This window comes from Listeria immobilis, assembly GCF_014322845.1.
In the GTDB taxonomy this organism is placed as follows: Bacteria; Bacillota; Bacilli; order Lactobacillales; family Listeriaceae; genus Listeria; species Listeria immobilis.
This window is the reverse complement of the sequence record NZ_JAASUA010000015.1, coordinates 1-21,691: the sequence shown is the minus strand read 5'-3', so window position 1 is coordinate 21,691 and position 21,691 is coordinate 1. Positions and strand designations below refer to the sequence as shown.

General features: G+C 34.6%; 26 protein-coding genes. 7 read left to right on the top strand and 19 right to left on the bottom strand.

Translation table 11 applies throughout. The features are described from left to right. Positions 1-58 precede the first annotated feature (58 nt). The gene (locus tag HCJ45_RS14150) at positions 59-796 is read right to left on the bottom strand and encodes an FAD synthetase family protein (protein ID WP_185397519.1); all 738 of its coding nucleotides are present in this window, start codon (positions 794-796) and stop codon (positions 59-61) included. Between the two features lie 109 nt (positions 797-905). Further along, entirely contained in the window at positions 906-2,711 is a 1,806-nt protein-coding gene (glmS, locus tag HCJ45_RS14145; RefSeq protein WP_185344940.1) for a glutamine--fructose-6-phosphate transaminase (isomerizing), read from the bottom strand. Between the two features lie 446 nt (positions 2,712-3,157). Between glmS and HCJ45_RS14140 the strand changes: the two genes are divergently transcribed. Beyond that, positions 3,158-3,370 (top strand): LPXTG cell wall anchor domain-containing protein, encoded by a 213-nt coding sequence (locus tag HCJ45_RS14140; RefSeq protein WP_185344938.1) that lies wholly within the window; start codon positions 3,158-3,160, stop codon positions 3,368-3,370. An 87-nt stretch (positions 3,371-3,457) separates the two neighbouring features. Here HCJ45_RS14140 and HCJ45_RS14135 read toward each other — a convergent pair whose 3' ends face one another. Continuing rightward, positions 3,458-5,188 (bottom strand): pyruvate oxidase, encoded by a 1,731-nt coding sequence (locus tag HCJ45_RS14135; RefSeq protein WP_187125224.1) that lies wholly within the window; start codon positions 5,186-5,188, stop codon positions 3,458-3,460. A 269-nt stretch (positions 5,189-5,457) separates the two neighbouring features. Between HCJ45_RS14135 and HCJ45_RS14130 the strand changes: the two genes are divergently transcribed. Beyond that, positions 5,458-6,105, top strand: coding sequence for a FusB/FusC family EF-G-binding protein (locus HCJ45_RS14130; protein WP_187125223.1), 648 nt, complete (start codon positions 5,458-5,460; stop codon positions 6,103-6,105). Positions 6,106-6,142: 37 nt separating this feature from the next. On the opposite strand, the gene HCJ45_RS14125 is transcribed toward HCJ45_RS14130, so the two are convergent. The 5 genes from HCJ45_RS14125 to HCJ45_RS14105 all read right to left on the bottom strand — a co-directional run bounded on the left by HCJ45_RS14125 (position 6,143) and on the right by HCJ45_RS14105 (position 10,976). Next, complete coding sequence (locus tag HCJ45_RS14125) at positions 6,143-6,910, bottom strand: ABC transporter permease (RefSeq protein ID WP_187125222.1); 768 nt, start codon at positions 6,908-6,910, stop codon at positions 6,143-6,145. A gap of 7 nt (positions 6,911-6,917) precedes the next feature. Beyond that, entirely contained in the window at positions 6,918-7,826 is a 909-nt protein-coding gene (locus tag HCJ45_RS14120) for an ABC transporter ATP-binding protein (protein ID WP_187125221.1), read from the bottom strand. A gap of 17 nt (positions 7,827-7,843) precedes the next feature. Further along, a complete protein-coding gene (locus tag HCJ45_RS14115) occupies positions 7,844-8,167 on the bottom strand; it encodes a DUF1048 domain-containing protein (protein ID WP_185344928.1) in 324 nt (107 codons plus the stop codon). After that, positions 8,167-8,493, bottom strand: a complete 327-nt coding sequence (locus HCJ45_RS14110) for a PadR family transcriptional regulator (RefSeq protein ID WP_185344926.1) — start codon at positions 8,491-8,493, stop codon at positions 8,167-8,169. Before HCJ45_RS14110 ends, HCJ45_RS14115 begins: the two co-directional genes overlap by 1 nt. Positions 8,494-8,630: 137 nt before the next feature. Next, entirely contained in the window at positions 8,631-10,976 is a 2,346-nt protein-coding gene (locus HCJ45_RS14105; protein ID WP_187125220.1) for a cation-translocating P-type ATPase, read from the bottom strand. A 614-nt stretch (positions 10,977-11,590) separates the two neighbouring features. Between HCJ45_RS14105 and HCJ45_RS14100 the strand changes: the two genes are divergently transcribed. After that, positions 11,591-11,800, top strand: coding sequence for a lmo0673 family protein (locus HCJ45_RS14100; protein WP_014092119.1), 210 nt, complete (start codon positions 11,591-11,593; stop codon positions 11,798-11,800). Positions 11,801-11,856: 56 nt separating this feature from the next. Here the strand turns inward: HCJ45_RS14100 and HCJ45_RS14095 are convergent, their stop codons facing one another. The 6 genes from HCJ45_RS14095 to HCJ45_RS14070 all read right to left on the bottom strand — a co-directional run bounded on the left by HCJ45_RS14095 (position 11,857) and on the right by HCJ45_RS14070 (position 15,723). Continuing rightward, positions 11,857-12,279 carry a DUF805 domain-containing protein gene (locus tag HCJ45_RS14095; RefSeq protein WP_187125219.1) on the bottom strand — a complete coding sequence of 141 codons (423 nt, stop codon included), beginning with the start codon at positions 12,277-12,279 and terminating at the stop codon, positions 11,857-11,859. Between the two features lie 409 nt (positions 12,280-12,688). Then, complete coding sequence (locus HCJ45_RS14090) at positions 12,689-13,459, bottom strand: ABC transporter permease (RefSeq protein ID WP_187125218.1); 771 nt, start codon at positions 13,457-13,459, stop codon at positions 12,689-12,691. After that, a complete protein-coding gene (locus tag HCJ45_RS14085; RefSeq protein WP_185344918.1) occupies positions 13,452-14,387 on the bottom strand; it encodes an ABC transporter ATP-binding protein in 936 nt (311 codons plus the stop codon). The genes HCJ45_RS14090 and HCJ45_RS14085 overlap by 8 nt, the downstream gene beginning before the upstream one ends. Positions 14,388-14,512: 125 nt before the next feature. After that, entirely contained in the window at positions 14,513-14,890 is a 378-nt protein-coding gene (locus HCJ45_RS14080) for a DUF423 domain-containing protein (protein ID WP_187125217.1), read from the bottom strand. A 9-nt stretch (positions 14,891-14,899) separates the two neighbouring features. Further along, positions 14,900-15,163 (bottom strand): DUF5327 family protein, encoded by a 264-nt coding sequence (locus HCJ45_RS14075; protein ID WP_187125216.1) that lies wholly within the window; start codon positions 15,161-15,163, stop codon positions 14,900-14,902. Beyond that, positions 15,160-15,723 carry a maltose acetyltransferase domain-containing protein gene (locus HCJ45_RS14070; protein ID WP_185344912.1) on the bottom strand — a complete coding sequence of 188 codons (564 nt, stop codon included), beginning with the start codon at positions 15,721-15,723 and terminating at the stop codon, positions 15,160-15,162. The genes HCJ45_RS14075 and HCJ45_RS14070 overlap by 4 nt, the downstream gene beginning before the upstream one ends. 173 nt (positions 15,724-15,896) lie before the next feature. Between HCJ45_RS14070 and HCJ45_RS14065 the strand changes: the two genes are divergently transcribed. The 4 genes from HCJ45_RS14065 to HCJ45_RS14050 all read left to right on the top strand — a co-directional run bounded on the left by HCJ45_RS14065 (position 15,897) and on the right by HCJ45_RS14050 (position 18,706). Beyond that, positions 15,897-16,763: a Cof-type HAD-IIB family hydrolase gene (locus tag HCJ45_RS14065; RefSeq protein WP_187125215.1), complete on the top strand. Its 867-nt coding sequence runs from the start codon at positions 15,897-15,899 to the stop codon at positions 16,761-16,763. Positions 16,764-16,787: 24 nt separating this feature from the next. Next, a complete protein-coding gene (gene pdxK, locus HCJ45_RS14060; protein WP_185380560.1) occupies positions 16,788-17,603 on the top strand; it encodes a pyridoxine/pyridoxal/pyridoxamine kinase in 816 nt (271 codons plus the stop codon). A gap of 217 nt (positions 17,604-17,820) precedes the next feature. Then, positions 17,821-18,240, top strand: a complete 420-nt coding sequence (locus tag HCJ45_RS14055) for an SRPBCC family protein (protein WP_187125214.1) — start codon at positions 17,821-17,823, stop codon at positions 18,238-18,240. A gap of 82 nt (positions 18,241-18,322) precedes the next feature. Beyond that, positions 18,323-18,706: a MarR family winged helix-turn-helix transcriptional regulator gene (locus HCJ45_RS14050; RefSeq protein WP_425489970.1), complete on the top strand. Its 384-nt coding sequence runs from the start codon at positions 18,323-18,325 to the stop codon at positions 18,704-18,706. A 448-nt stretch (positions 18,707-19,154) separates the two neighbouring features. Here HCJ45_RS14050 and HCJ45_RS14045 read toward each other — a convergent pair whose 3' ends face one another. From HCJ45_RS14045 to HCJ45_RS14025, 5 genes are all read right to left on the bottom strand, one after another. Continuing rightward, positions 19,155-19,634 (bottom strand): type II toxin-antitoxin system death-on-curing family toxin, encoded by a 480-nt coding sequence (locus HCJ45_RS14045; protein WP_187125213.1) that lies wholly within the window; start codon positions 19,632-19,634, stop codon positions 19,155-19,157. Beyond that, complete coding sequence (locus HCJ45_RS14040) at positions 19,627-20,010, bottom strand: hypothetical protein (RefSeq protein WP_246456584.1); 384 nt, start codon at positions 20,008-20,010, stop codon at positions 19,627-19,629. Before HCJ45_RS14040 ends, HCJ45_RS14045 begins: the two co-directional genes overlap by 8 nt. Next, complete coding sequence (locus HCJ45_RS14035; protein ID WP_187125247.1) at positions 19,985-20,233, bottom strand: hypothetical protein; 249 nt, start codon at positions 20,231-20,233, stop codon at positions 19,985-19,987. The genes HCJ45_RS14040 and HCJ45_RS14035 overlap by 26 nt, the downstream gene beginning before the upstream one ends. A gap of 147 nt (positions 20,234-20,380) precedes the next feature. Then, positions 20,381-20,779: a hypothetical protein gene (locus HCJ45_RS14030; RefSeq protein WP_187125212.1), complete on the bottom strand. Its 399-nt coding sequence runs from the start codon at positions 20,777-20,779 to the stop codon at positions 20,381-20,383. Between the two features lie 18 nt (positions 20,780-20,797). Further along, positions 20,798-21,691 (bottom strand): deaminase domain-containing protein (locus tag HCJ45_RS14025; RefSeq protein ID WP_187125211.1); only part of this gene is annotated, 894 nt, incomplete at its 5' end.

Sequence of the window (21,691 nt, the reverse complement as noted above, 5' to 3'; positions counted from 1 at the left end):
TTTACTAAATTAGTATATTACTAAAATTATAATTTGTAAAGAAAAAACTTCCCTAACACTAGGAAAGTTGGTTGGTAATATGTAGTTTGTGCAAACCATCTGGTAAGTCTGCTTTAATTATCCGATTATTTGTTAAATCTATTTTAGTTGTGTCCGTTTGATAAGTGCCGCCTGTTGGGAGAACATAATCATCTAAATCCTTCATTTCACCGTTTTTGATTGTTCCAGTAATATACCAAGGATGCCCAAGAAGTTCTTCTGCTTCTTTAAAACGACCACGCCTAATAAAGTCACGAATATTAGTTGAGCTGATTTTTGTTTGATTTGTTTCAATAACTGGGACGGATGTAACGCTTATATGATAAGGCTCGCAAAGTTCACGGAGCAATTCCACATCTGAAGCACGCCCTTTTCCAAAATTAAATTCCGAACCAACAATAATATGCGTCAAATTTAATTGAGTCAAATGCTCTGCTACAAATTGTTCTGGCGTTGTTTCTGCATATTTTGGTGTAAAAGCGGTTTCGATAAGATGATCTACGCCAAAATGGTTTAACCAGCGCTCTTTTTCCATTCGCGGGGTTAGCATTTCTCGGTATACTTCGATTTGTTTTAAAGCCCATAGTGGATGCGGGCTAAAACTAATAGCAGTTAAGATTTCATGCTCTTTTTTTATCGATAAGGCGGTATTTAAAATAGTTTGATGACCGATATGCACTCCATCAAACTTACCAATTGTTAAAACAGCTGGGCGACTATCTTTACTCGGTTCGAGCGTTACATGTGATACTTCCATTAGCTTACTTCCCCCATTCTTATTTAGTTTATAGCAAAACAAGGGGTGGGTGCAAATTTATTGATTTCCGCAAAAAACCTCCTCCAAGCAGGAGAAGGTATTATGCCATTTATTCTACAGTGACACTTTTTGCTAAGTTTCTTGGTTTATCCACATCACAATCACGGTGAAGTGCTGCGTAATAAGCTAGCAATTGACACGGAATAACACTTGCCAATGGCGTTAGCAGTGGATGTACTTGTGGAATAACGAATCGATCTTCTGGTTGTGCCACATTTTCCATTGCAAACACACAAGCTTTTGCTCCGCGCGCTAAAACTTCATTGACATTTCCGCGTATATTCCAGTTAATAGATTCTTGTGTAATAAGTGCTAAAACTGGTGTACCGTCTTCGATCAGCGCAATAGTTCCATGTTTTAATTCCCCACTTGCAAAACCTTCTGCTTGAATATAAGAAATTTCTTTTAACTTTAGAGCAGCTTCCATTGCTACAAAGTAATCAATATTTCTACCTAAGAAGAAAGCATTACGAGAAGTTGCTAAATATTCACCGGCAATATGTTCAATAACTTCTTTACTAGATACCATTGCTTCCATTGCAGTTGCAACAATGCCCAGTTCAGCAGCTAAATTAATCTTAAGTGCTTCTGCGTCTCCAAGTTCGCGCCCAAGAGAAACAGCAAGTACTGCTAAGACAGAAATCTGTGCTGTATATGCTTTTGTTGAAGCAACGGCAATTTCTGGTCCAGCATATAAATACATCGAATGATCTGCTTCACGATCAAGTGTGGAACCTGGTACGTTCGTCAGTGTTAATGTACGATAACCAAGTTCTTTTACTTTTACAAGACATTGACGACTATCTGCAGTTTCTCCACTTTGCGTAATAAAAATAAATAGTGGTTTTTTCGACATTAATGGTAAATTATAGCCAAATTCACTAGAAACATGAACTTCTACTGGGATTTTCGCCATTTTTTCGATTAAGTTTTTTCCAACTAAACCAGCATGATAACTTGTTCCACAAGCGACAATATGAATGCGATCAGAGGATAAGATTTCCTCGATAATTGTTTGGTTGACGTTAATTTCACCGGCTTCATTCTGGTATGCTTGAATGATTTTCCGTGTTACAGCAGGTTGTTCGTCAATTTCTTTTAACATATAGTGCGGGTAAGTCCCTTTTTCAATGTCAGATGCATCTAGTTCTGCTGTATAGCTTGCACGGATAATTTCTTCACCTTCTAGTGTTTCTAAAGTGAAGCCATCTTTTGTAACAATAACAATTTCTTTATCCATAATTTCAACAAATTCATCGGTTTCTTTAAGAACTGCCATTGCATCACTTGCGATGACGTTGAAGTTTTCACCTTTTCCGATTAATAAAGGGCTTTTGTTTTTTGCTGCGTATAGTGTTTCTGTATCGGTTTGGTCAATTAAACAAATTGCATAAGATCCATGAAGTAAAGATAATGCTTTTTTGAATGCTTCTTTTGTTGGAAGTTCTTTTGCAAATAATTCGATTAACTGCACAATTACTTCTGTATCTGTATCACTAATAAATGAATGCTCTTTTAAATATTCATCTTTTAATAGTGTATAGTTTTCGATAACTCCATTATGAACGATTGTAAAACGGCCAGATTCGCTTTGATGCGGGTGAGCATTTTCGTGGTTTGGTTTTCCGTGAGTTGCCCAGCGTGTATGACCGATTCCAGTTGTTCCAAATGCATCGCTTGGTACAAGGTTTGCAAGATCAGCAATCCGTCCTTTTTCTTTTACAACCGTTACTAAATCTTTGTTTTGTAAAGCAATACCAGCGGAGTCATAACCACGATATTCTAATTTTTCAAGTCCTTCTAATAAAATACCTTTCGCATTGTTTGTTCCAATATATCCAACGATTCCACACATAATAAATTCCTCCAATAATTAACTTGAGGGCAGACTTATCCAATTTCAAGCCCTCTAATTTTTTGGTTTCCTTGGAGGTTTCTTGCACATGTTTCATTACTACTCTGTCCACTTGGTCACCCAAATGATTTGTAAGTAAGACTTAACGACTGCATGCACAGCCGGGAGACTCCCGCCGAAATTTCGATTAATCTCCTCCTCGTCAACTGATTCGTTACTTTTCAGGAATTTCACCTTCAAGCATTTTCGTCCCAATCAGTTCTGGCGCTTCTATTCAGTTGTACTATCCTCCTTCAATACTTTTCAAGGAAACAAATTCATTTTACAATAATATGTATACTAGGTCAACCATTATATATAGCCGTTTTATTAAAATTGGTCTATACATTGACAAAAAATATCAAATGACTAATAATATAGTTATGATCTAAAAAGGAGCGAGCAGAATGGTTTTTTCTAAAAAATTGCTTTCAAGTATTATCGTTATTTTCTCACTTGGAATTGCTTATTTCCATTTTGATACTGCACGTGCGCTAGAGAATAATTCGAGCACAGCACTTTTACCAACAACAGGTGATGCATTTTCTATTTGGCCGATAGTTATTGGAGCATTCCTAGTACTACTTGCAATTGTATTATTTCTTAAGAAAAAAATGTAAAAAACAGTTTGAAAGCGCCAAATGCTTTCAAACTGTTTTTTTATGTGATACTACGTTATTTTTGCTTTATGATAATAACCTTATTTATTATAAAAATCTACGTAAAATAGTTTTTAAAGGTGGCATTTTTGCAAAACGGTGATCTTCTAGAACAGATTCAATTTCAAATTTAGTGTAACCGAGTGCTTCATCCATAATAATTTTCCCCGGTAAAGGTGCAGCTGAACTATCGACAGAAACATCTATAATTACTGGTTTTGTCGCAAGTTTTGCACTTTCAAAAGCATTTGTTAAGTCCGCCATTTTTTCTACACGAAAGCCAATACCTCCGCAACTTTCAGCAAATTTAGCATAATTAATATCAGGCAAATCAATCGCATAATTTAGTTCGCCGGCGGATTGTTGTTCATATTTAATAAAAGAAAGCTCTTTATTATTTAAGACAACAATAATCATGGGCATTTTTTGTCCAACTGCGGTAACAAAATCTTGCATTACCATTGAAAAGCCACCATCTCCAACAATGGCTATAGCTTGACGGTTAGGGAAAGCTTTTTTGGCAGCAATTGCGCCTGGTAAACCGCATCCCATTGTGCCTAACCATGCTGAAACAATAAAGTCATTTTCAGGCGTTAAATGCAGATAACGAGTACTCCAAACAGTGGCAGTTCCCACATCTATCGAAAAAATCGCATCTTTATCAGCTATTTTTTGAATGTTTGCCATCACTACTTCAGGTGCAATTGGGTCGGTCGTTTTACTAGTATCTTCCTCCAACCATTTCCACCATTCTTGCATGTTTTCTTGGCATGCTTGTAGAAATTTGCGTTCGTTTACAGGTGCTATTTTAGCTGTTAAATTAGAAATAATTTCAGCGGCATCACCAACTAGCCCTACTGTAGCAGGATAACGTTTGCTTATTACCGCTGGATTAATATCGATTTGAATACAGTCTGCCTTTTTTGGTAAATAATGACTGTATGGATAATCATTCCCAAACATTAACAGTAAGTCTGTTTCTTGCATCGCTTCATACGCGGGTTTAGTTCCGATTTTACCAAGGTTTCCTAAGGCATTAGGATGATCATCTGGAATAATAGTTTTCGCTGGCAGAGAGTTGATAATCGGGATTTTGGCTTTTTCTGCAAAGGCTAGAAGTGCTTCTCCGGCATGTTTTGTTCCTAATCCAGCTAGAATAACCGGCTTTTCTGCTTGGTCAATTAATGTAACTGCCTTTTGTATATTTGCTTCGTCTAATTGAGGATTTTCTTGTTCAAATGAAACTGGCTTTGCTTCTAGGCTCGCTTTTATTGTTTGAGCTGGAATATCGTTTGGGATAGTGAGAACTGCAACACCTTTTTCTTTATACGCAGTGCGAATCGCTTCATCAACAACATCTGCAAGCGTTTCGGCATTATCAATTTGCTTATTATAAACTGCAACATCTTCAAAAATTGCTGGTAAGTTTACTTCTTGGAAAAATCCAGTATTTAAAACATCCGTAGTTACTTGACCCGCTAAAACGAGCATCGGAACATGATCCATTTTTGCATCATACATGCCATTTAATAAATGTATCGCTCCTGGTCCACCAATTGATAATGCCACACCAATTTTTCCAGTTAATTTAGAATAGGCGGCAGCAGCTAGTGTTGCAACTTCTTCGTGGCGGACATGAATAAACTCTATTTCATCTTGCACCTCTCTTAAAGCATCGACCACTGTATCAATCGAATCTCCCGGCAAACCATAAACATGATCGATTCCCCAATTTTTTAGTGTTTGTACGAGTGTTTCACTTGCTTTTACCTTTTTCATTTTGTATTTCCTCCCTCATGTTATCGCTTTTGTCCAATAGTTTTCGTTTACCCTGTTTTGTGAAAAATATTCATAACCGAGCATTGACGAGAAATTCGGAAGTGCTTATAATGAATGTAAGGTGGTGATCAAAGAGATGCAAACAAAATTGCACTGCTCTGTACTTTCTAACAATGGCTTTTGGATTGCCTAGAAAGTAAGAGTAAAAAATAGACTCTTCAATCCCGAAGCTAGTTTAACCAACATTAAACTATTAAAGGAGAATTATAATGAAAGAGTTTATCCAACCATACCAATATAATTTTATAAAAAATCAATTAAACAATATTTCTCGTGCCTACCGTTCTGCAAATGATACTTCCACACTAAAAGCTTTAAAGTCTTTAACAGAGGAAAAAATTAACCAATTATTTCCAAAGGCTGAGCTTGATGAACATCAGGAATTATTTGCACAGCTGCATATGATTACAACTACAAAAGAGGCAGAACCATTTCTTGAAGAATTAAAAGCTTTTGTTATTCCTTTTGCGCCTCCAAGTGATGCAAAATTAAAAAAAGTTTTTGCAAAAACAAAGAAATTAAAAATCCCAGCTTGGTCAAAACTTGATTTACGTGATTACAGTTTTTACGGTTGGAATGATATTGCCCAACAACGAAAATATATTATTACTTATGAAGATGGGAACCTTGTCGGAGTATCTGGAACTATTTCTGCTGATATTCAAAAAGGGGTATGCTCCATTTGCCACTCTCATTCAAAAGTAGCGCTTTTTATGGCGAAAACAAAATCCTCTAGTGACGGAATTTACACCACAAATGGCAACTATATTTGTTATGATAGCGATGTTTGTAATGAGCAAATAAAAACTAGAGAAACATTAGATGAATTTATTGAGGTTGTTAGAAAACGAAAATAGAAGAAAGGCTCGTAATCAACTGATTACGAGCCTTTTCTTAAATTTTCTTATAAACAAACATCCCGCCAATATAAGATACAATCAAGATGCCAAACATCCAGCCAAGCGCTAACCAAATATCATTTGAAAGTGGCGCTGATGCAAATAAGTCGCGCAATGATTGAATAATAGGCGTCATCGGTTGATTTTCAGCGAATATTCGGACAATCTTAGCCATTCCTTCTACTGGCACAAAAGCGGAACTAACAAATAGTAGCATCAAGATAATATATGAAAATGCACCCGCTCCTTCAATGCTACTTGCCATTAAGCCAAACGGAACAGATAGCCATGTAAGCATAAAGGCAAATAATACCAGCAATAATACAATTGAGCCCCATTCTCCAAAACTCGCATCCGTTCTAAAGCCAACCAACCATGCAACAATCAAAACTGCTAAACACGAGATTAACATAAAAATAACAGATGCAACTACATGACCACCAATTACCGCAGATTTTGCGATTGGCATTGATTTAAAGCGTTCAAACATTCCAGCAGTTTTATCTATATTAATACGAAGTGCTGTATACGCTGACCCTGTTGCAATGGTCATCAATAAAATTCCCGGAACTATATAATTGATATAATCTTGCTCAGATAAACCTTCAATTTTAATTGCTCCTCCAAAAATATAGACCATTCCAAGCATTAACATAATTGGCATTGCAACTACTGTAATCATTGTATCTAAGCTTCGGATATTATGTTTTATTATCCGACCAGCTAGTGCAAAAATATCACTAAAATATTCTTTTATCATCATTTTTATCTCACCCTTTCGTTAACGCAATAAATACATCATCAAGCGTAGGACGAATAGTCTCAAAGTCAATTGGCTCAAGCTGATTCATCGATAGCCTTTTTAAAATATCTAAGGTTGTCTTTATTTCTTCCACTAACTCTACTGACAAAAGCACATCACTTATTTCTTTTGGTTTAAAATCAGCTAATACTTCTTTCGCTTTTGCAATATCTTTTGAATCAAATGTGAGTTGTAGACTATTCTCGCCAGCTAAACGTTTCATTTCTTTCGGAGTTCCTGTCGCAATAATCTCTCCATCTTTTAAAAATCCAATTGTATCTGCTAATTTATCTGCTTCTTCTAAATATTGCGTCGTTAAAAAAATTGTTTTTCCATTATTTTTAAGATTCTCAATTACTTCCCATAAATCAAAGCGGCTACTTGGATCCAGTCCTGTAGTTGGTTCATCTAAGAAAAGAATTTCTGCGTCGCCAACTAAACTCATTGCTAAATCAAGACGGCGCTTCATTCCACCTGAGTATGCTGAAACAGATTTATCTTTGCTATCAGATAAGCCAAATTGTTCCAGTAACGATAGCGCAACTTCTTTTGGCTGTTTCACATGGCGAAGTTTTCCAATTAATAGTAAATTTTCATATCCTGTTAAAACTTCATCTACACTCGCCTGTTGCGCATTATAGCTAAACAAGCGCTGTACTGCTTTTGTGTTCTTTTGGACTGATAAGTTTTTGATAGTTACTTCCCCGCCGTCGCTAGCAAGTAGCCCTGTTATGATCCTTAGTAGCGTACTCTTACCTGCTCCATTTGCACCCAGTAGAGCATAAATCTTTCCAGCTTCCACTTGAACCGTGACTTGCTTTAAAACGGCTTGCTTTTTGAAACTTTTTTTCACTTCTCGAATATCAATAATTGCCATAACCTTACACCTTCTTCCTATTTCATTGATTTACGGAGTTTTTTCCGTTCTTTATCTAGCCAAGTTTCTTCTGGAAATTCCAATAGTAAATTATCGGCGAATTCGGCTAAATCATCACCCACGACCTCTTTTAATTCTAGTTTATCAGCAGCTGCATTTTCGAACATTTCTAATACATTTTTTAAAATATAGAACATTCCTGCTCCTTTAGCAAAGCTCCATAAATAAGTTTCAATTGCTTTCATTGCCTGACGATAATCTTCTGGTAAATCATCAATCCTTTTTTTATACAATTTATAATCTCGTTTTTCTGCACGATATTTTTTATACCAGTTAAACATTATGCTTCTCCTCCTTTAACTTTCATCATTTTCGCTTGAATAAATTCCCAACGTTTCCAAAAAATCGCTAATTCTTCTTTTCCAGTTTCACTTAATGTATAAAATTTCCTTGCTGGTCCTAGTTCTGATTTTTTCTTTTCTACTTCTACCAATCCTTTTTTTTCAATACGTAGGAGAATTGTATATACGGTTCCCTCTACTATCTCATCAAAACCTAAATCATTAAAATACTTGGTAATTTCGTATCCATATGTTTCGCCTCTGGAAATACGTTCTAATATCATTCCTTCTAGACTCCCTTTAAGTAGCTCTGTTAGTCCTTTCATTCGAATTCACTCCTCTACTTTGTATTACTAGGTACAACTACATAGTAATACAAAGTAGAATGGATGTCAACCCGTTTGCAAAAAAAATAACTGGCATGTTTAAGCATCACGCTCTCTCAAACACGCCAGTAACTATTTTAGTCATGCGCACCTGCCCAGGTGAAACGCATAATGATATGTCTAATAAACCAATATAGTGGACCGCAAGAAACTAGTAATGGTACATAAATCAACATCATTTGCCAATCAAATATGGAAACTAAAGAAAAAATATTTCCAGCAAATAAGAATAAACAAATAAATGCCGCCATCATCGTTCCTACAAGTAATTTTGTTTTTGGTCCAAATGGATGTCCTACATTAATCAAGGCTACAAAACATGTTGCTCCTGTTAGCATAACATTCATTGTAGAAGTTTGGGCAAACGTTAAACCTAACATATTCCCAAATATTAATATCAATATAATATAAGCAATAACACAAGTTGCAGCTGGTACGGAGGTTTGTAAAACTTTATGCAAAAACTGCCCCTTAATTTGCTCATAATTTGGTTTTAATGCTAAAAAGAATGATGGAATTCCTACAGTTAAAGATGAAATTGGGCTAAGTTGAATTGGTTGGAATGGATAGGCTCCAGGTATAAAAATGAAAGCCAGTGCTAATACAGTAGAATACATTGTTTTAATTAAATAAAGTGCAGCTACACGCTCAATATTATTAACAACTCGGCGTCCTTCACGAAGCACATCAATCATTGAATCAAAATTATTCGATAATAAAACAAAGTCGGAAACGCTTCGTGCTGCATCGCTACCTTCAGCCATTGCAATACTACAATCCGCTTCTTTTAACGCGAGAACATCATTAACCCCATCACCAGTCATTGCCACGGTATGTCCCTGCTTTTGATATGCTTGGATTAATGCTCTTTTTTGATGTGGAGTCACACGTCCAAACACTGTGTATTTTTCAACCAAAGATACCATATCTACCGCTTCACCAACAGTATTCATATCAATGTATTTATCTCCATTTGCAATTCCAGCACGAACAGCAACATTAGAAACTGTAACAGGGTTATCACCTGAAATAACTTTAATTGACACGCCTTCATTGGCAAAAAACGCAAATGTACTTGGAGCTTCTGCACGGATATTATCAGCAATTAAAATATACGCAAGCAGTTCTCTTTTTTCAGGTAGTACCGCCTTTTCGAGTTGTATTGGCGAATGAGCTACTGCTAAAACGCGAAACCCCTGATTTGCATAGTCATCTAACTCTTGTTTATCTTCTTTGGATAAATCTGCAAAAATAAATTCCGGCGCCCCTATTAAAAACGTACCTTTGTCGATAAAACTGCACCCACTCCATTTTCTAGCAGAAGAAAAAGGAAAGCGTGTAGTAACTTTCCATTCTGGATTTTCCAAAAAGTGTTTCTTTAATGCGATACTAGTCGCATTATTATCTGCTAATGAGCCTACGATTGCACCAATGCTCGCACTTATTTGAGTTGCAGTAACATGTGGATTTTTTAGGACAATATCCGTTACATCTAATTTCCCATCTGTAATCGTTCCGGTTTTATCCAAACAGAGTACGTCCACACGAGCTAACGTTTCGATACATGGCATGGATTTTACAAGTACTTTTTGTTTTGCTAAATTAATCACACCAACTGCGAGCGCAATACTTGTTAGTAATACTAAGCCTTCAGGTATCATTCCAATCATTGCAGCTGATGTTCCAAGTACGGATTCTTTAAGTGGCAGACCTTGTAAATATTTCGAAAAAAATAAAGCTAAACCTAGTGGGATGATAATAAAGGTTAACACTTTGATTATTTTCTTAATGGAACGAATGAGTTCGCTATCCGGCCGTTTTTCTTGTTTTACTTCCATAGAAAGCTTGGAAACAAAACTTTGTTCGCCAACAGCTGAAACTTCGACATAAGCCTGTCCACTAACAATGTAGCTCCCGGACATTACCTTGTCTTTCGCTTTTTTTAAAACAGGTTCTGATTCCCCTGTTAATTGGGATTCATCTACTTCTATACCATCTGTTTGAAAGATAATGCCATCCGCGCAAATTTGATCTTCACGATTTAACACGATGATATCACCTAACACAATTTCGCCCTGCTCTAGTTCACATAATTCACCATTACGCATAACTTTTACTTTCGCCTGAGTTAAAATGGTAAGTTTATCGATATTTCGTTTTGCTCGAATTTCTTGAAAAATCCCCATCGCAGTATTACAAAGCGCCACTCCAAGAAATAGCAAATTTTTATAACTTCCTACAAAAATAATAAAACTTGCAATGACGATATTAATAATGTTAAAAAGGGTAAATGTATTGTCGCGGATAATTCCAGGTATACTACGTGTCAATGGTTTAAGCGCGTGATTAACCTGACCATTTCTTACCCGTTCTGAAACTTCTTCATTAGATAAGCCTGTTGGGGCGTGCGTGTTTGTCTCCATCTTAACAAATCCTTTTCGATTTAGAGTCTTTCCTTTTTTAGCTAATAAAATTCATTCATCTAATGCTTTGCTTTTCCCCAAACAAAAAGAAATATTCCCTTTTAACATCTATTTTTTCTTTATCTAATATAAAATAATTATCCTATTTTTTCTTAATGTAAGTATAACACTTTTAACCCGCTTTATTATGAACATTTAGTGAGTATTTGGACAAAAATTAGAAAGAATATTGGTTCGTTGTCAACTTCTTGAGAGTAGCTCCATTATTACAAAAAAAACAGCTAGCTGATATATCAATGGAAAATCACTTAGTATTCGATTACTATTTTTTAAAACTCAGAAAATACCCTTTCACTCTGCTACTTTTGACTCACTTTGGCTTCCTTTACACAACTAGCATATATTGTTATGATAAAAACAAACAGAAAATCAATAACACTGAAAAAAACAAGTCGCTGATTCAGAAATTTCATCTAATGTCGAAATTTTAAAAAACGGCATCAAAACTAGGTACGGATGAACCTATTTCCAGCCAACAACTTGTTACCGCAATTAATCAATTAAGGATTTTTAGAGAAAATTATAAATCAATATAATTCAGAGAGGATGGTACGATGTATATCGAAATTTATACCGCAAACGGAGAATCAATTCGACTTGATGACGACGCAAAAATCAACAACATCAGCATCCACGAATTATCTAAAACAGACTTAAAAAACCTTTTTAACGAAAAATGTATTGAGCTAACCAAATATGACTTAACTTATTTTATTAACACCAGCCAAGTAAATTGGTTTCTTGTAAGTGAAGGAATCCATTAAAAGCGATTCTAAAAAAATAAAACGAGCCAGGATTTAACTCCTAGCTCGTTTTATTTTTAAATATCAAATTTACTATAGCCATCTCCATATTGGTTTGGCCCATCACTTTCAAAACACATAAAGATTAAAATAATAATTCCTCCAAAAAAAGGAATTAAGCCAAGAAAAGCCAAAAATCCACTTTTCCCAGAATCATGCAATCGTCTTACAATAAGACTAATTGTCGGAATTACAATCGCAAGCGAATACAACCAAATCACAATTAAAATAAAGAGTGCACCGCCGCCTCCAACCATTCCCATACCAGTCATGTAACCTTCCATCATTGCTGATAAACCGAAAATACTTGCAATAACATAAAGCGCCCCAACAACAATTATGTTCCAAATCACTACATACCAATATGCCGAAGCTGGTGCACGACCACTAAAATTGACATAATTCTTCCAAAATGACTTATAAGCTTCTAAAAATCCCATGTTTCCTCCTATGTACCTATATTTTATCGTTCTCCTAAGAATATACATAGCCACAGCATTATACAAGGATATAGCAAAAAGTTTCATAAAATAGACACATTTCTATTTTATTCACTAACTAGCGCTATATTCACTTAACATTTAACATATAGCACACTAGAACTCCCTCTTTTTAGAAATATTTAACAAAAAAATACCTCTAGCAGCTGCAAAACAACCACTAAAAGTATAAAAGGGAGTTTAAGGTAAGTAAAGACAATCCATACAAAAAAGGGAGAAAAAGTAATGGCATTGTCATTGCTTATGTCTATATAATACCCGTCTTTACCAGCCCAAACCCTTTTTTTGTATTAAAATTAGATGACGATTTTAACTAAAATGAGACAGAATTTACTTCGCTCCAATCTAATTAACTTCTTAATCCTCTTCCCTTATTAATTAAATACCAACAAATCGCATATAGAATCACAATAAATAAAACGAGGATTAACATGGAAACCATTATTGGCACGTCAGTTACACCAAGAAAACCATAGCGAAATCCTGAAATCATGTATACAATCGGATTTACTTTGGAAATAGCTTGCCAAATTGGCGGAAGCATAGAAATAGCATAAAACACTCCACCAAGATATGTTAATGGCTGTAAAACAAATGTTGGCACAATGGAAACATCATCATAAGATTTAGCAAAAATCCCATTAAGAAGACCTGCCAGCGAAAATACAATTGCTGTCATTAAAAAGGTAATTATTCCGATTGACCAAGAAAATACATGAAGTGGTACAAAAAATAATGAAATAATAGTAACAAGTGCACCTACTAAAATACTTCTACCAATTCCACCAATCAAAAATCCCCATATGATAATATGAGTTGGTACTGGCGCCACTAAAATTTCCTCAATATTTTTTTGGAATTTTTGTGAGAAGAACGAAGATGACACATTGGCATAGGAACTAGTAATTACCGACATCATAATCAGTCCTGGAACGATGTATTCCATATAAGAAAATCCGCCCATATCGCCAATACGGCTCCCAATCATTTTCCCAAAAATAATAAAGTAAAGTGATGTTGTAATGACTGGTGGCACGAGTGTCTGAACCCAAATCCGCATATAACGATTAGTTTCTTTTGCTGCTAAACTTTTTAAAGCTGTAAAATATAGATTAAACATGTTTTTCCCCCACTTGATGTTTTTCATCCGTAATTTTCAAAAATAATTCTTCCAAACGATTCGATTTATTACGCATTGAAAGAACTTTTATTCCTTTTTCACTTAATTGTTCAAAGATATGATTCACACCTTGGTTACGTTCCACTTCCACAGAAAGTGTCTGTTTATCCTCAAAAACATGTTGATAACCCGTAATTTCAAATGCTTGATCATATGGCTCCAAATCAAAAATAAAAGTTTCAAACTGCAATTTTGAAAGCAATGATTTCATACTCGTATTTTCAATAAGCTCTCCTGATTGAATAATTCCGATGTTTCGGCAAAGCATCTCTGCTTCTTCTAGGTAATGAGTAGTCAAAATGATTGTTGTTCCACTTTCATTTAGCTCCCTTAAAAAAGTCCACATATCTCGTCTAAGCTCAATATCGACTCCTGCAGTTGGTTCATCTAAAATAAGTAATCGCGGTTCATGCATCAAAGCACGTGCAATCATCAAACGTCTTTTCATTCCACCCGAAAGCATTCGTGCCCTTTCATGGCGTTTTTCCCATAAATTAGATTGTTTTAAATATTTTTCGCTTCGTTTAAAAGCTTCTTTACGAGAAACACCATAATAGCCTGCTTGGTTAACAACAATTTGCTGAACTGTTTCGAACGGATTAAAATTGAACTCTTGCGGAACAAGACCAATTTGCTGTTTTGCACGAACAATATCCGTATCCAAATCATAACCAAACACAGTTACTTTTCCTGATGTTTTATTAACAAGGGAGGTGATAATACCAATTGTGGTTGATTTACCAGCACCATTAGGACCAAGAAGTGCATAAAAATCCCCTTCTTCTACTGTTAAATCCACACCGCGCAGAGCTTCAACTCCAGTAGAATATATTTTTCGTAAGTCTTTTATTTCAAGTGCATATGTCATGTATTTGCTGTCTCCTTATAAAATATGATTCCTTTATTTTATCACTAATTTGCCAATAATAAAAAATAACCGTCTTTATACCGAAACTAGTACAAAAAGACAATTATTTTTTATTTAAAATTAACTTAATAAATGCTTCTAACTCTTCTCGATACACCTAAAATTAACAAGAACCAACCTACAACAAACAAAATTCCTCCAATTGGTGTAATCGCGCCTAAAATAGATACTTTTGAAATACTTAACACATATAAACTTCCAGAGAAGAAAACAATCCCCGTCGAAAATAAAATAGCTGCCCAAGTATACAGCCGGCTGTCTTGTTTTTCCATTAGCAATCCAACAATTAAAATACCTACTGCATGAAACATTTGATACTGTACACCAGTTTCCCACGTGCTCGCATAACTTCCAAGCATATCTTTTAATGCATGTGCTCCAAAAGCGCCAAGTAAAACTGCCAACCCAGCAAAAATGGCTCCAGCAATAATTGTTTTTTTCATAATGCCCCCCTAAAAATCAAGCAAAGAATCTCCATTTGCTCCATCATCTAACTCCATTTTCTTTCCATCCATATGAACGATTTGCGTTGATTCAGCTTTTGGAATAGCACTTTTCTCTATTTCCATTCCTGTTTCGTCTCCAGTTTTTGCAAGCTGAACAAGCAACATTAAACCATGCAAGTGTTTATCCTGACTGGCCTTTGTCGTTGCCGCCCTTGCTTTTGCAAGCTCACTTTCCATCTGTTCAAAAATCTTTGCATCTGAAATAATCATTTTTCCGTTACCTCAATTGTTTTGATTACTCGTGCAGGATTTCCGGCTAAAACGACATTATCAGGGAAGCTTTTTGTTACAACTGACCCAGAAGCAACTACAACATTATTACCAAGTTTTACTCCCGGATTAATAATCGCTCGGCCACCAAGCCATACATTGTCACCAATTTCTACAGACTTACCAAGCTCAAGTCCACTGTTTCGCTCTACTGGATCAAGTGGATGAGTTGCTGTATAAATATGAACCCCTGGCGCCATCATACAATTATCGCCAATATGTACTTCACAAACATCTAAAATAACACAATCAAAATTAGCATAAAAATTTTCGCCAACATAAATATTAGAACCATAATCCACTCGAAAATCAGGTTCTACATAAACATTTTCTTTTGTACCACCAAATAGACGCTTAAGTACGCTTTGACGGGATTCAGCATCCATCGTATCATTAATCTCCCGACAGAACTTACGAGCACGACTTCTTCCATGTACTAGCTCTCTATCACTAGGATTATACATTTCTCCTGCAATCATCTTTTCTAGCTCTGTTTTCATTCTGACACATCCAATCCACGTTTTATTCTTATTCATTATAACTAAATGACGGAAAGAAATATAGTAAAGTAACTATTAAACATAAAAAACTGCGTACAACTACCGCTTGTGCATTTTTCTTTAAAAAATGCTATTCTAGTATGGTAGGTAAAATTGGAGAGGAATGAAATATTATGATTAAAGTTATTGCTTCAGACATGGATGGGACACTACTTAACTCTGATATCGAAATTGCACAAGAAAACGTTGAGGCAATCGAAGCCGCACGCGCAAAAGGTATTCATTTCGTTCTTTGTACTGGACGTATGTATAATGACGCAATGAGCCTTATTAATAAAGTCAATTTGTACGCACCAGCAATTTGTATGAATGGTGCCGAAATTCGTGATGAACATGGTAAAATCATTTTGCAACATCCGATTGATAAAGAACTAGCACGAGACACTTACAATACATTAACGGAGCTAGGAATGTATACAGAATTTTTCACAGATATGGGACCAATTACAACAGATAAAGAACGCGGTAAAAAATTTATGATTGAAATGTACAAGCGCATTTTCCCTGATGCTCCTGTGACCGGCATCACTGATAAAGTAGCCGAACGTTTTGAATCAAAAGATGTACATGAAATTACTGATGTAGAGCGAATTCTAAATAATAAAGATTTAACCATATTAAAGTTTATTTCGTTTTCACCAGAAAAAGATGTACTTGCAAAAGCAAAGAAAAAATTAGAAAAAAATAATGATTTAGCTGTTACTTCCTCCTTTTCCGATAATATTGAAATTACAAATCGTGAAGCCCAAAAAGGCATTTCTCTACAATATTATGTAGAAAAACTAGGCGTAACACTTGATGAAACTTTTGCAATTGGAGATAATATGAATGACATTTCGATGCTCAAAATGGCTGGTTATAGTGTCGCAATGGGCAATGCCGAAAATGAAGTAAAAGATTTAGCAGATCATGTTACTGTTTCTAATGATGAACACGGTGTCGCAGCTGCTATCTATAAAATGCTTGAAACAAATGACTAAAGTTTAGTTTTAGGAGGAAATACGATGACAATCAAAAAAACATTAACAATTGCAGGCTCTGATTCTAGTGGTGGCGCTGGTTTACAAGCAGATTTAAAAACATTTGAAGAATATGGTACTTATGGTTTTAGCGCGATTACAACTATCGTAACAATGGATCCAGACAATAATTGGGCACATGGCGTAACTCCAATTGATGCGGGGCTCGTACGTGAACAATTAAAAACCATCCTCTCTGGTGGACCTGTTGATGCAATGAAAACAGGTATGCTCGGCTCTATTGATATCATTAAAGCCACTCGTGAAGCCATTGATAAATACGATTTAAAAAATGTTGTTATCGACCCAGTTATGGTTTGTAAAGGCGAAGATGAATTAATCCAACCGGAAAACGCAGAAGCTATCCGTGACTTGTTACTTCCAAAAGCAACAATCACAACACCAAACCTGTTCGAAGCTGGTCAATTATCTGGTCTTGGCAAATTAACAACTTTAGACGACATGAAAGCAGCTGCGAAAAAAATTATCGAATTAGGTGCTAAATACGTTGTTATCAAAGGCGGAAAAGCACTAGAAAGCGACAAAGCAATCGACCTACTTTATGATGGCAAAGATTTCACCGTATATGAAGTAGAAAAGATTTCTCCAAGCCACAATCACGGCGCTGGTTGTACTTTCGCTGCCGCTATTACAGCCGGTCTTGCAAAAGGATTATCTGTAGAAGAAGCTGTTTCTAAAGCGAAAGACTTCGTTACAGCTGCAATCAAAGGCGGATTTGCACTAAATGAATTTATCGGGCCAGTTTGGCATGGTGCTTATAATAAAGCGGAGAATAGATAAGATACATTTAAAAGATAAATTAAAAATGGATTTGGTTACGTTTATTAAAGACGTCACCAAGTCCATTTTTTTATATAAGACCAACCAGATAGTATTTATAACAAAGCAAATAAATGCTATTCCCTTCGCCTAATCAAACTTATCACTTAAATTTCTATTGACTTCTATATAGTAAGTGTTATTATTATAAGCAGACTTACAAAAAGGAGGAATTAATATGAATTTTAGTTTTGAATTAAAAACAAACATATCAGCTGAAAAAATTTGGGCACAATATGCAGATGTCAACAAATGGTTTACTTGGGAAGAAAACTTAGAAGGAATAGCTTTAAATGGGGAATTCGTGGAAGGTACAACAGGTGAAATGAAATTATCCGGACAGCCGACAATGAATTTTACATTAGTTTCTGTTTCTGAGAATAAACATTTTACTGATAAAACTTCAATCCCTACTGTTGGAGATATTTATTTTATCCATGAATTAAGTAATGAAGGACAACATACGCTTATCAAGCATTCAGTTGAGTTTGTTCCTTTGGAAAGAGCGACAACTAAAGAAGATGCCAACTTTATTGCACGAATATTTTCTGATGTCCCTTCGTCTGTTTTTGCATTGGTTGAAGCTAGTCATGACTAATTTTCCTTCAGAATTTAAAGATAATGCCTCTAATTCCACTGGTTTATCTTTTATTAAAGTCTATAATTTGTAGTATAGATCTATCAAAAACACACTAAAAGAACTGCAGTTGACCCATCCGCAATTTATTGTTATGGCATCCACTGGTTACTTGCAGCAAACGAACAAAGAAGTTAACCAAGTAGATATCTCCAAACAATCAGACATAGATGTTATGACTGTCTCTACTATTATTAGAAATTTAGAAAAAGCTCAACTGTTGATTAGACAAAGTTTTTCGATTGATTCCAGGGCTAAAGTAATTGAACTAACAAAAGCCGGAGAACAACTTTTATCAAAAGCACTACCTTTAGTTGAAAAGGTAGATACTAACTTTTTTGAAGTTTTGCAATCGGTCCAAGCAACCTTTAATTCCTTACTGCTTCAACTAGTAGCAGAAAATCTAAAAGATAAGACAAAATCCTAAAATGACTATTTCGCAAAATAATTAAGTAAGCTATCATTTTTAGTTGTATTTTGCATAGCTTTAAAAGAAAATTTACACATAAAAAGCGGAGGAGCTCTGATTACAGAACTGCCTCCACTTTTTTTATTTAGCGAATATTAAGGCTGGAATTTTTTTGTATAACACTAATATATTGAAGTATAATTTTGACAAGTATGTAGTGTTCCTCCGAATCGACTACCTTGTACAAAAATGTCATCACTAATACTACCTAATTCTTTTTAATAAAATGATCATTACTAAGTAAATGTTGATTATTATAGATTTCAAGGTCTCTTCATTTAAATAGAAGAACAAACCGAATTTAAATGGTTTGTTCTTCTAAATTTGGGTCTGCGCTTACTATCTAGTGGTTTTCATTTGATTACCAGTCTTGTGGTAAGGTACCCTTTTAAATTGTATATTTTCATTATGTTTGTGACAATTTAACAATTACTTTTTGAAAAGAACTATTTTGACCTATTTCTATTTCTAATTGCTCTAAAATGTTTTCGGGTAAAATTTTATTACTCTCAACAATATTCTTTAGTATAATTTCTTTGATTTCTTCCTTTTCTATTTGCGATTCCAAAATATTTAAAGAAATATCATAAAAACTATCATCTACTTTTAAACAATAACCATTTATTCTTAAATAACTATATGTTGTCACTAATGCAGTTCGCTTATTTCCATTATAAAAACAATGATAATTGGAAAGTGCATACCATATATAAGCTGCCTTATCAAAAATTGTAGGGTACAATTTCACACCAAAAACTTCTTGATTTAATGATTGGGAGATCAGTTGAATAGAGTTTTTGTCTTTGATACCATACATAGGTTTAACAACATTTTCAGTTGATTTTTGAAGAAAATTATTAATATCACTTATTAGCTGTTCATCCATAATTTTTTACAAACCTTTCTAACTCTTCTAAAGAGTAAAATGATTCTCTTATATTTATTGATTTCCCAAATATCGATATACGATATTCTAATAAATTTTTAGCTTGGTATATTCCTATAATAAAGTAATCCACCTCCGTATTAGAAAGTCCTTTTTCCACTAAATAAAACAGCTGATTCATTTTCGTAAAATCAATTTTAATATCTAGACTCTCCATCATTTCTTTTTCAAAGAGTTCAATTGAATTAGTATCTCCACCACAAATACTTGAGCCTTCTTTTGTATCAAAAAGGACTACTGTATAATTATTATCTTCTCGTTCTGAATCATATTTAACTGTAAAGTTCGCTTTATTTTCCTTTAAGAATGTTTGCAATTTCTGCTACATTTGTTATCTCCTTTCTACCTAATTTGTCAATTAAATCCCATTTTTGAGTATCACTCAAAGGTGATTTCAAGTTTAAATCACCCAATAACATGTTTAATGTTTCAAATGCTGTTCTTTTATTTCCATTTTCAAATGCATGATCTGCAATACTTCTAGTTACTGCCGAAGTTTGTTCCCAGGCATCTTCGTAAAAAGAAACGATTGCACTCAATCGCTCCCTTTCTCAAAAATAAATTTTTCTTACAATGAATACAAATTAGCTTTGGTTAGCTTTTGGCAACTTGATTAGTGAGATTGTGCTTACTATTCAAGGCTTTACTATCCGACGCCAATCAGATAGTAAAGTGCCTTTTTTATTTTACTGATTTTGATTAAGAATATAATCAACTCTTGACTTAGTATTAACATTAGTTTCTATCATATCAAAATTTTGTTCTTTTAGTTTCTCTTGATATTTTAGAAAATCTTGCTTTAATTGACTTGATTCATTGTTATCCATTTTTAGAATGTTATTACCATAAAATTCAAGTTTGTCATACAAAAAATCAGAAAGTTGGTTTTGTTTAATTCCATCTAATGCTAAAGTAAGCAGATATGAATATTTTACACATTCATCTTCATTAATATCTTGCCACTCTTCTTCAAGAATTTTTGCGCTTGCTTGCGCAATAGTTAACCCATCTTCATTAACATATTCATCCAAATCTAGTTGAACAGCCTCAACTATATCATCATAAGTTGGTAAATTTTCTTTCAAGATAAAAACTCCTTTCATTTATTTCAAAGTATTATTTGTTATTACATTTATCTTAATATTAGGATATTTTTTTCTAAACTCTAGTATCAAATTTGTACAACTTTGACAACAATCTAATTCTGAAAACAGATTAATTTCTCCTTTTGTATTAGGATCTTTTATCTTAGACGCTATATCTTCTAAGATTTTAGCTTCTGTATCATTATATCTTGGATAACCATCTTCAACATAATTTTTTAAAACTCTATCTTTTTCGCTTGGTGCAATTGAAAAATCGTCCATGTATCCTAATGAATCATTAGATTGTACTTGGCTATGAGCTTTAAAATCTTTTTTTAATCCGGGAATATCAACTTCGGCTGTTGCAACATTTCCTTTTCCTAATCTATCTAATTTACGATTAACTATTTTTCTTTGTGAATTAGATAGGTTTAGGTATTCATCAGAATTTTTGTAGTTTTTTATAAAATCATCTAGATTATTTCTCATATTTTTTGATTGATTTTGTAAGTTCTTACCAACATTTGCTCCACTAGCTTTCTTCGTACTTTTTTCTACCGCTTTCACCTTGTCTGCTTTTTTATGAATCTTATTTGCGTCTTCTATGCCTTCGTAAACAAATTTAAACCCTTTGCTCCCATATTTGCCTACTTTCGCAAGTGGAATGATAAATAACAAGGACAGTCCTCGTTCGCCCCATGATAGCTTGTCTCCGGTTATCGGGTCTTCTCCTGTCATAACTCTAGCACCGTCTCCGAGCGGTGTAAAGAAGTCGGCTATTTCTTTTATTGCTTTCACTGGGTCAAAGTCTTTCGCTTCGGCTTTCATTGCTTCGGCTTGGGCTAGCATTTTCCCTAATCCACCATCTTTTCCTGCCCATTTATCATGTTTTACGGTGAATTGAATATCGTC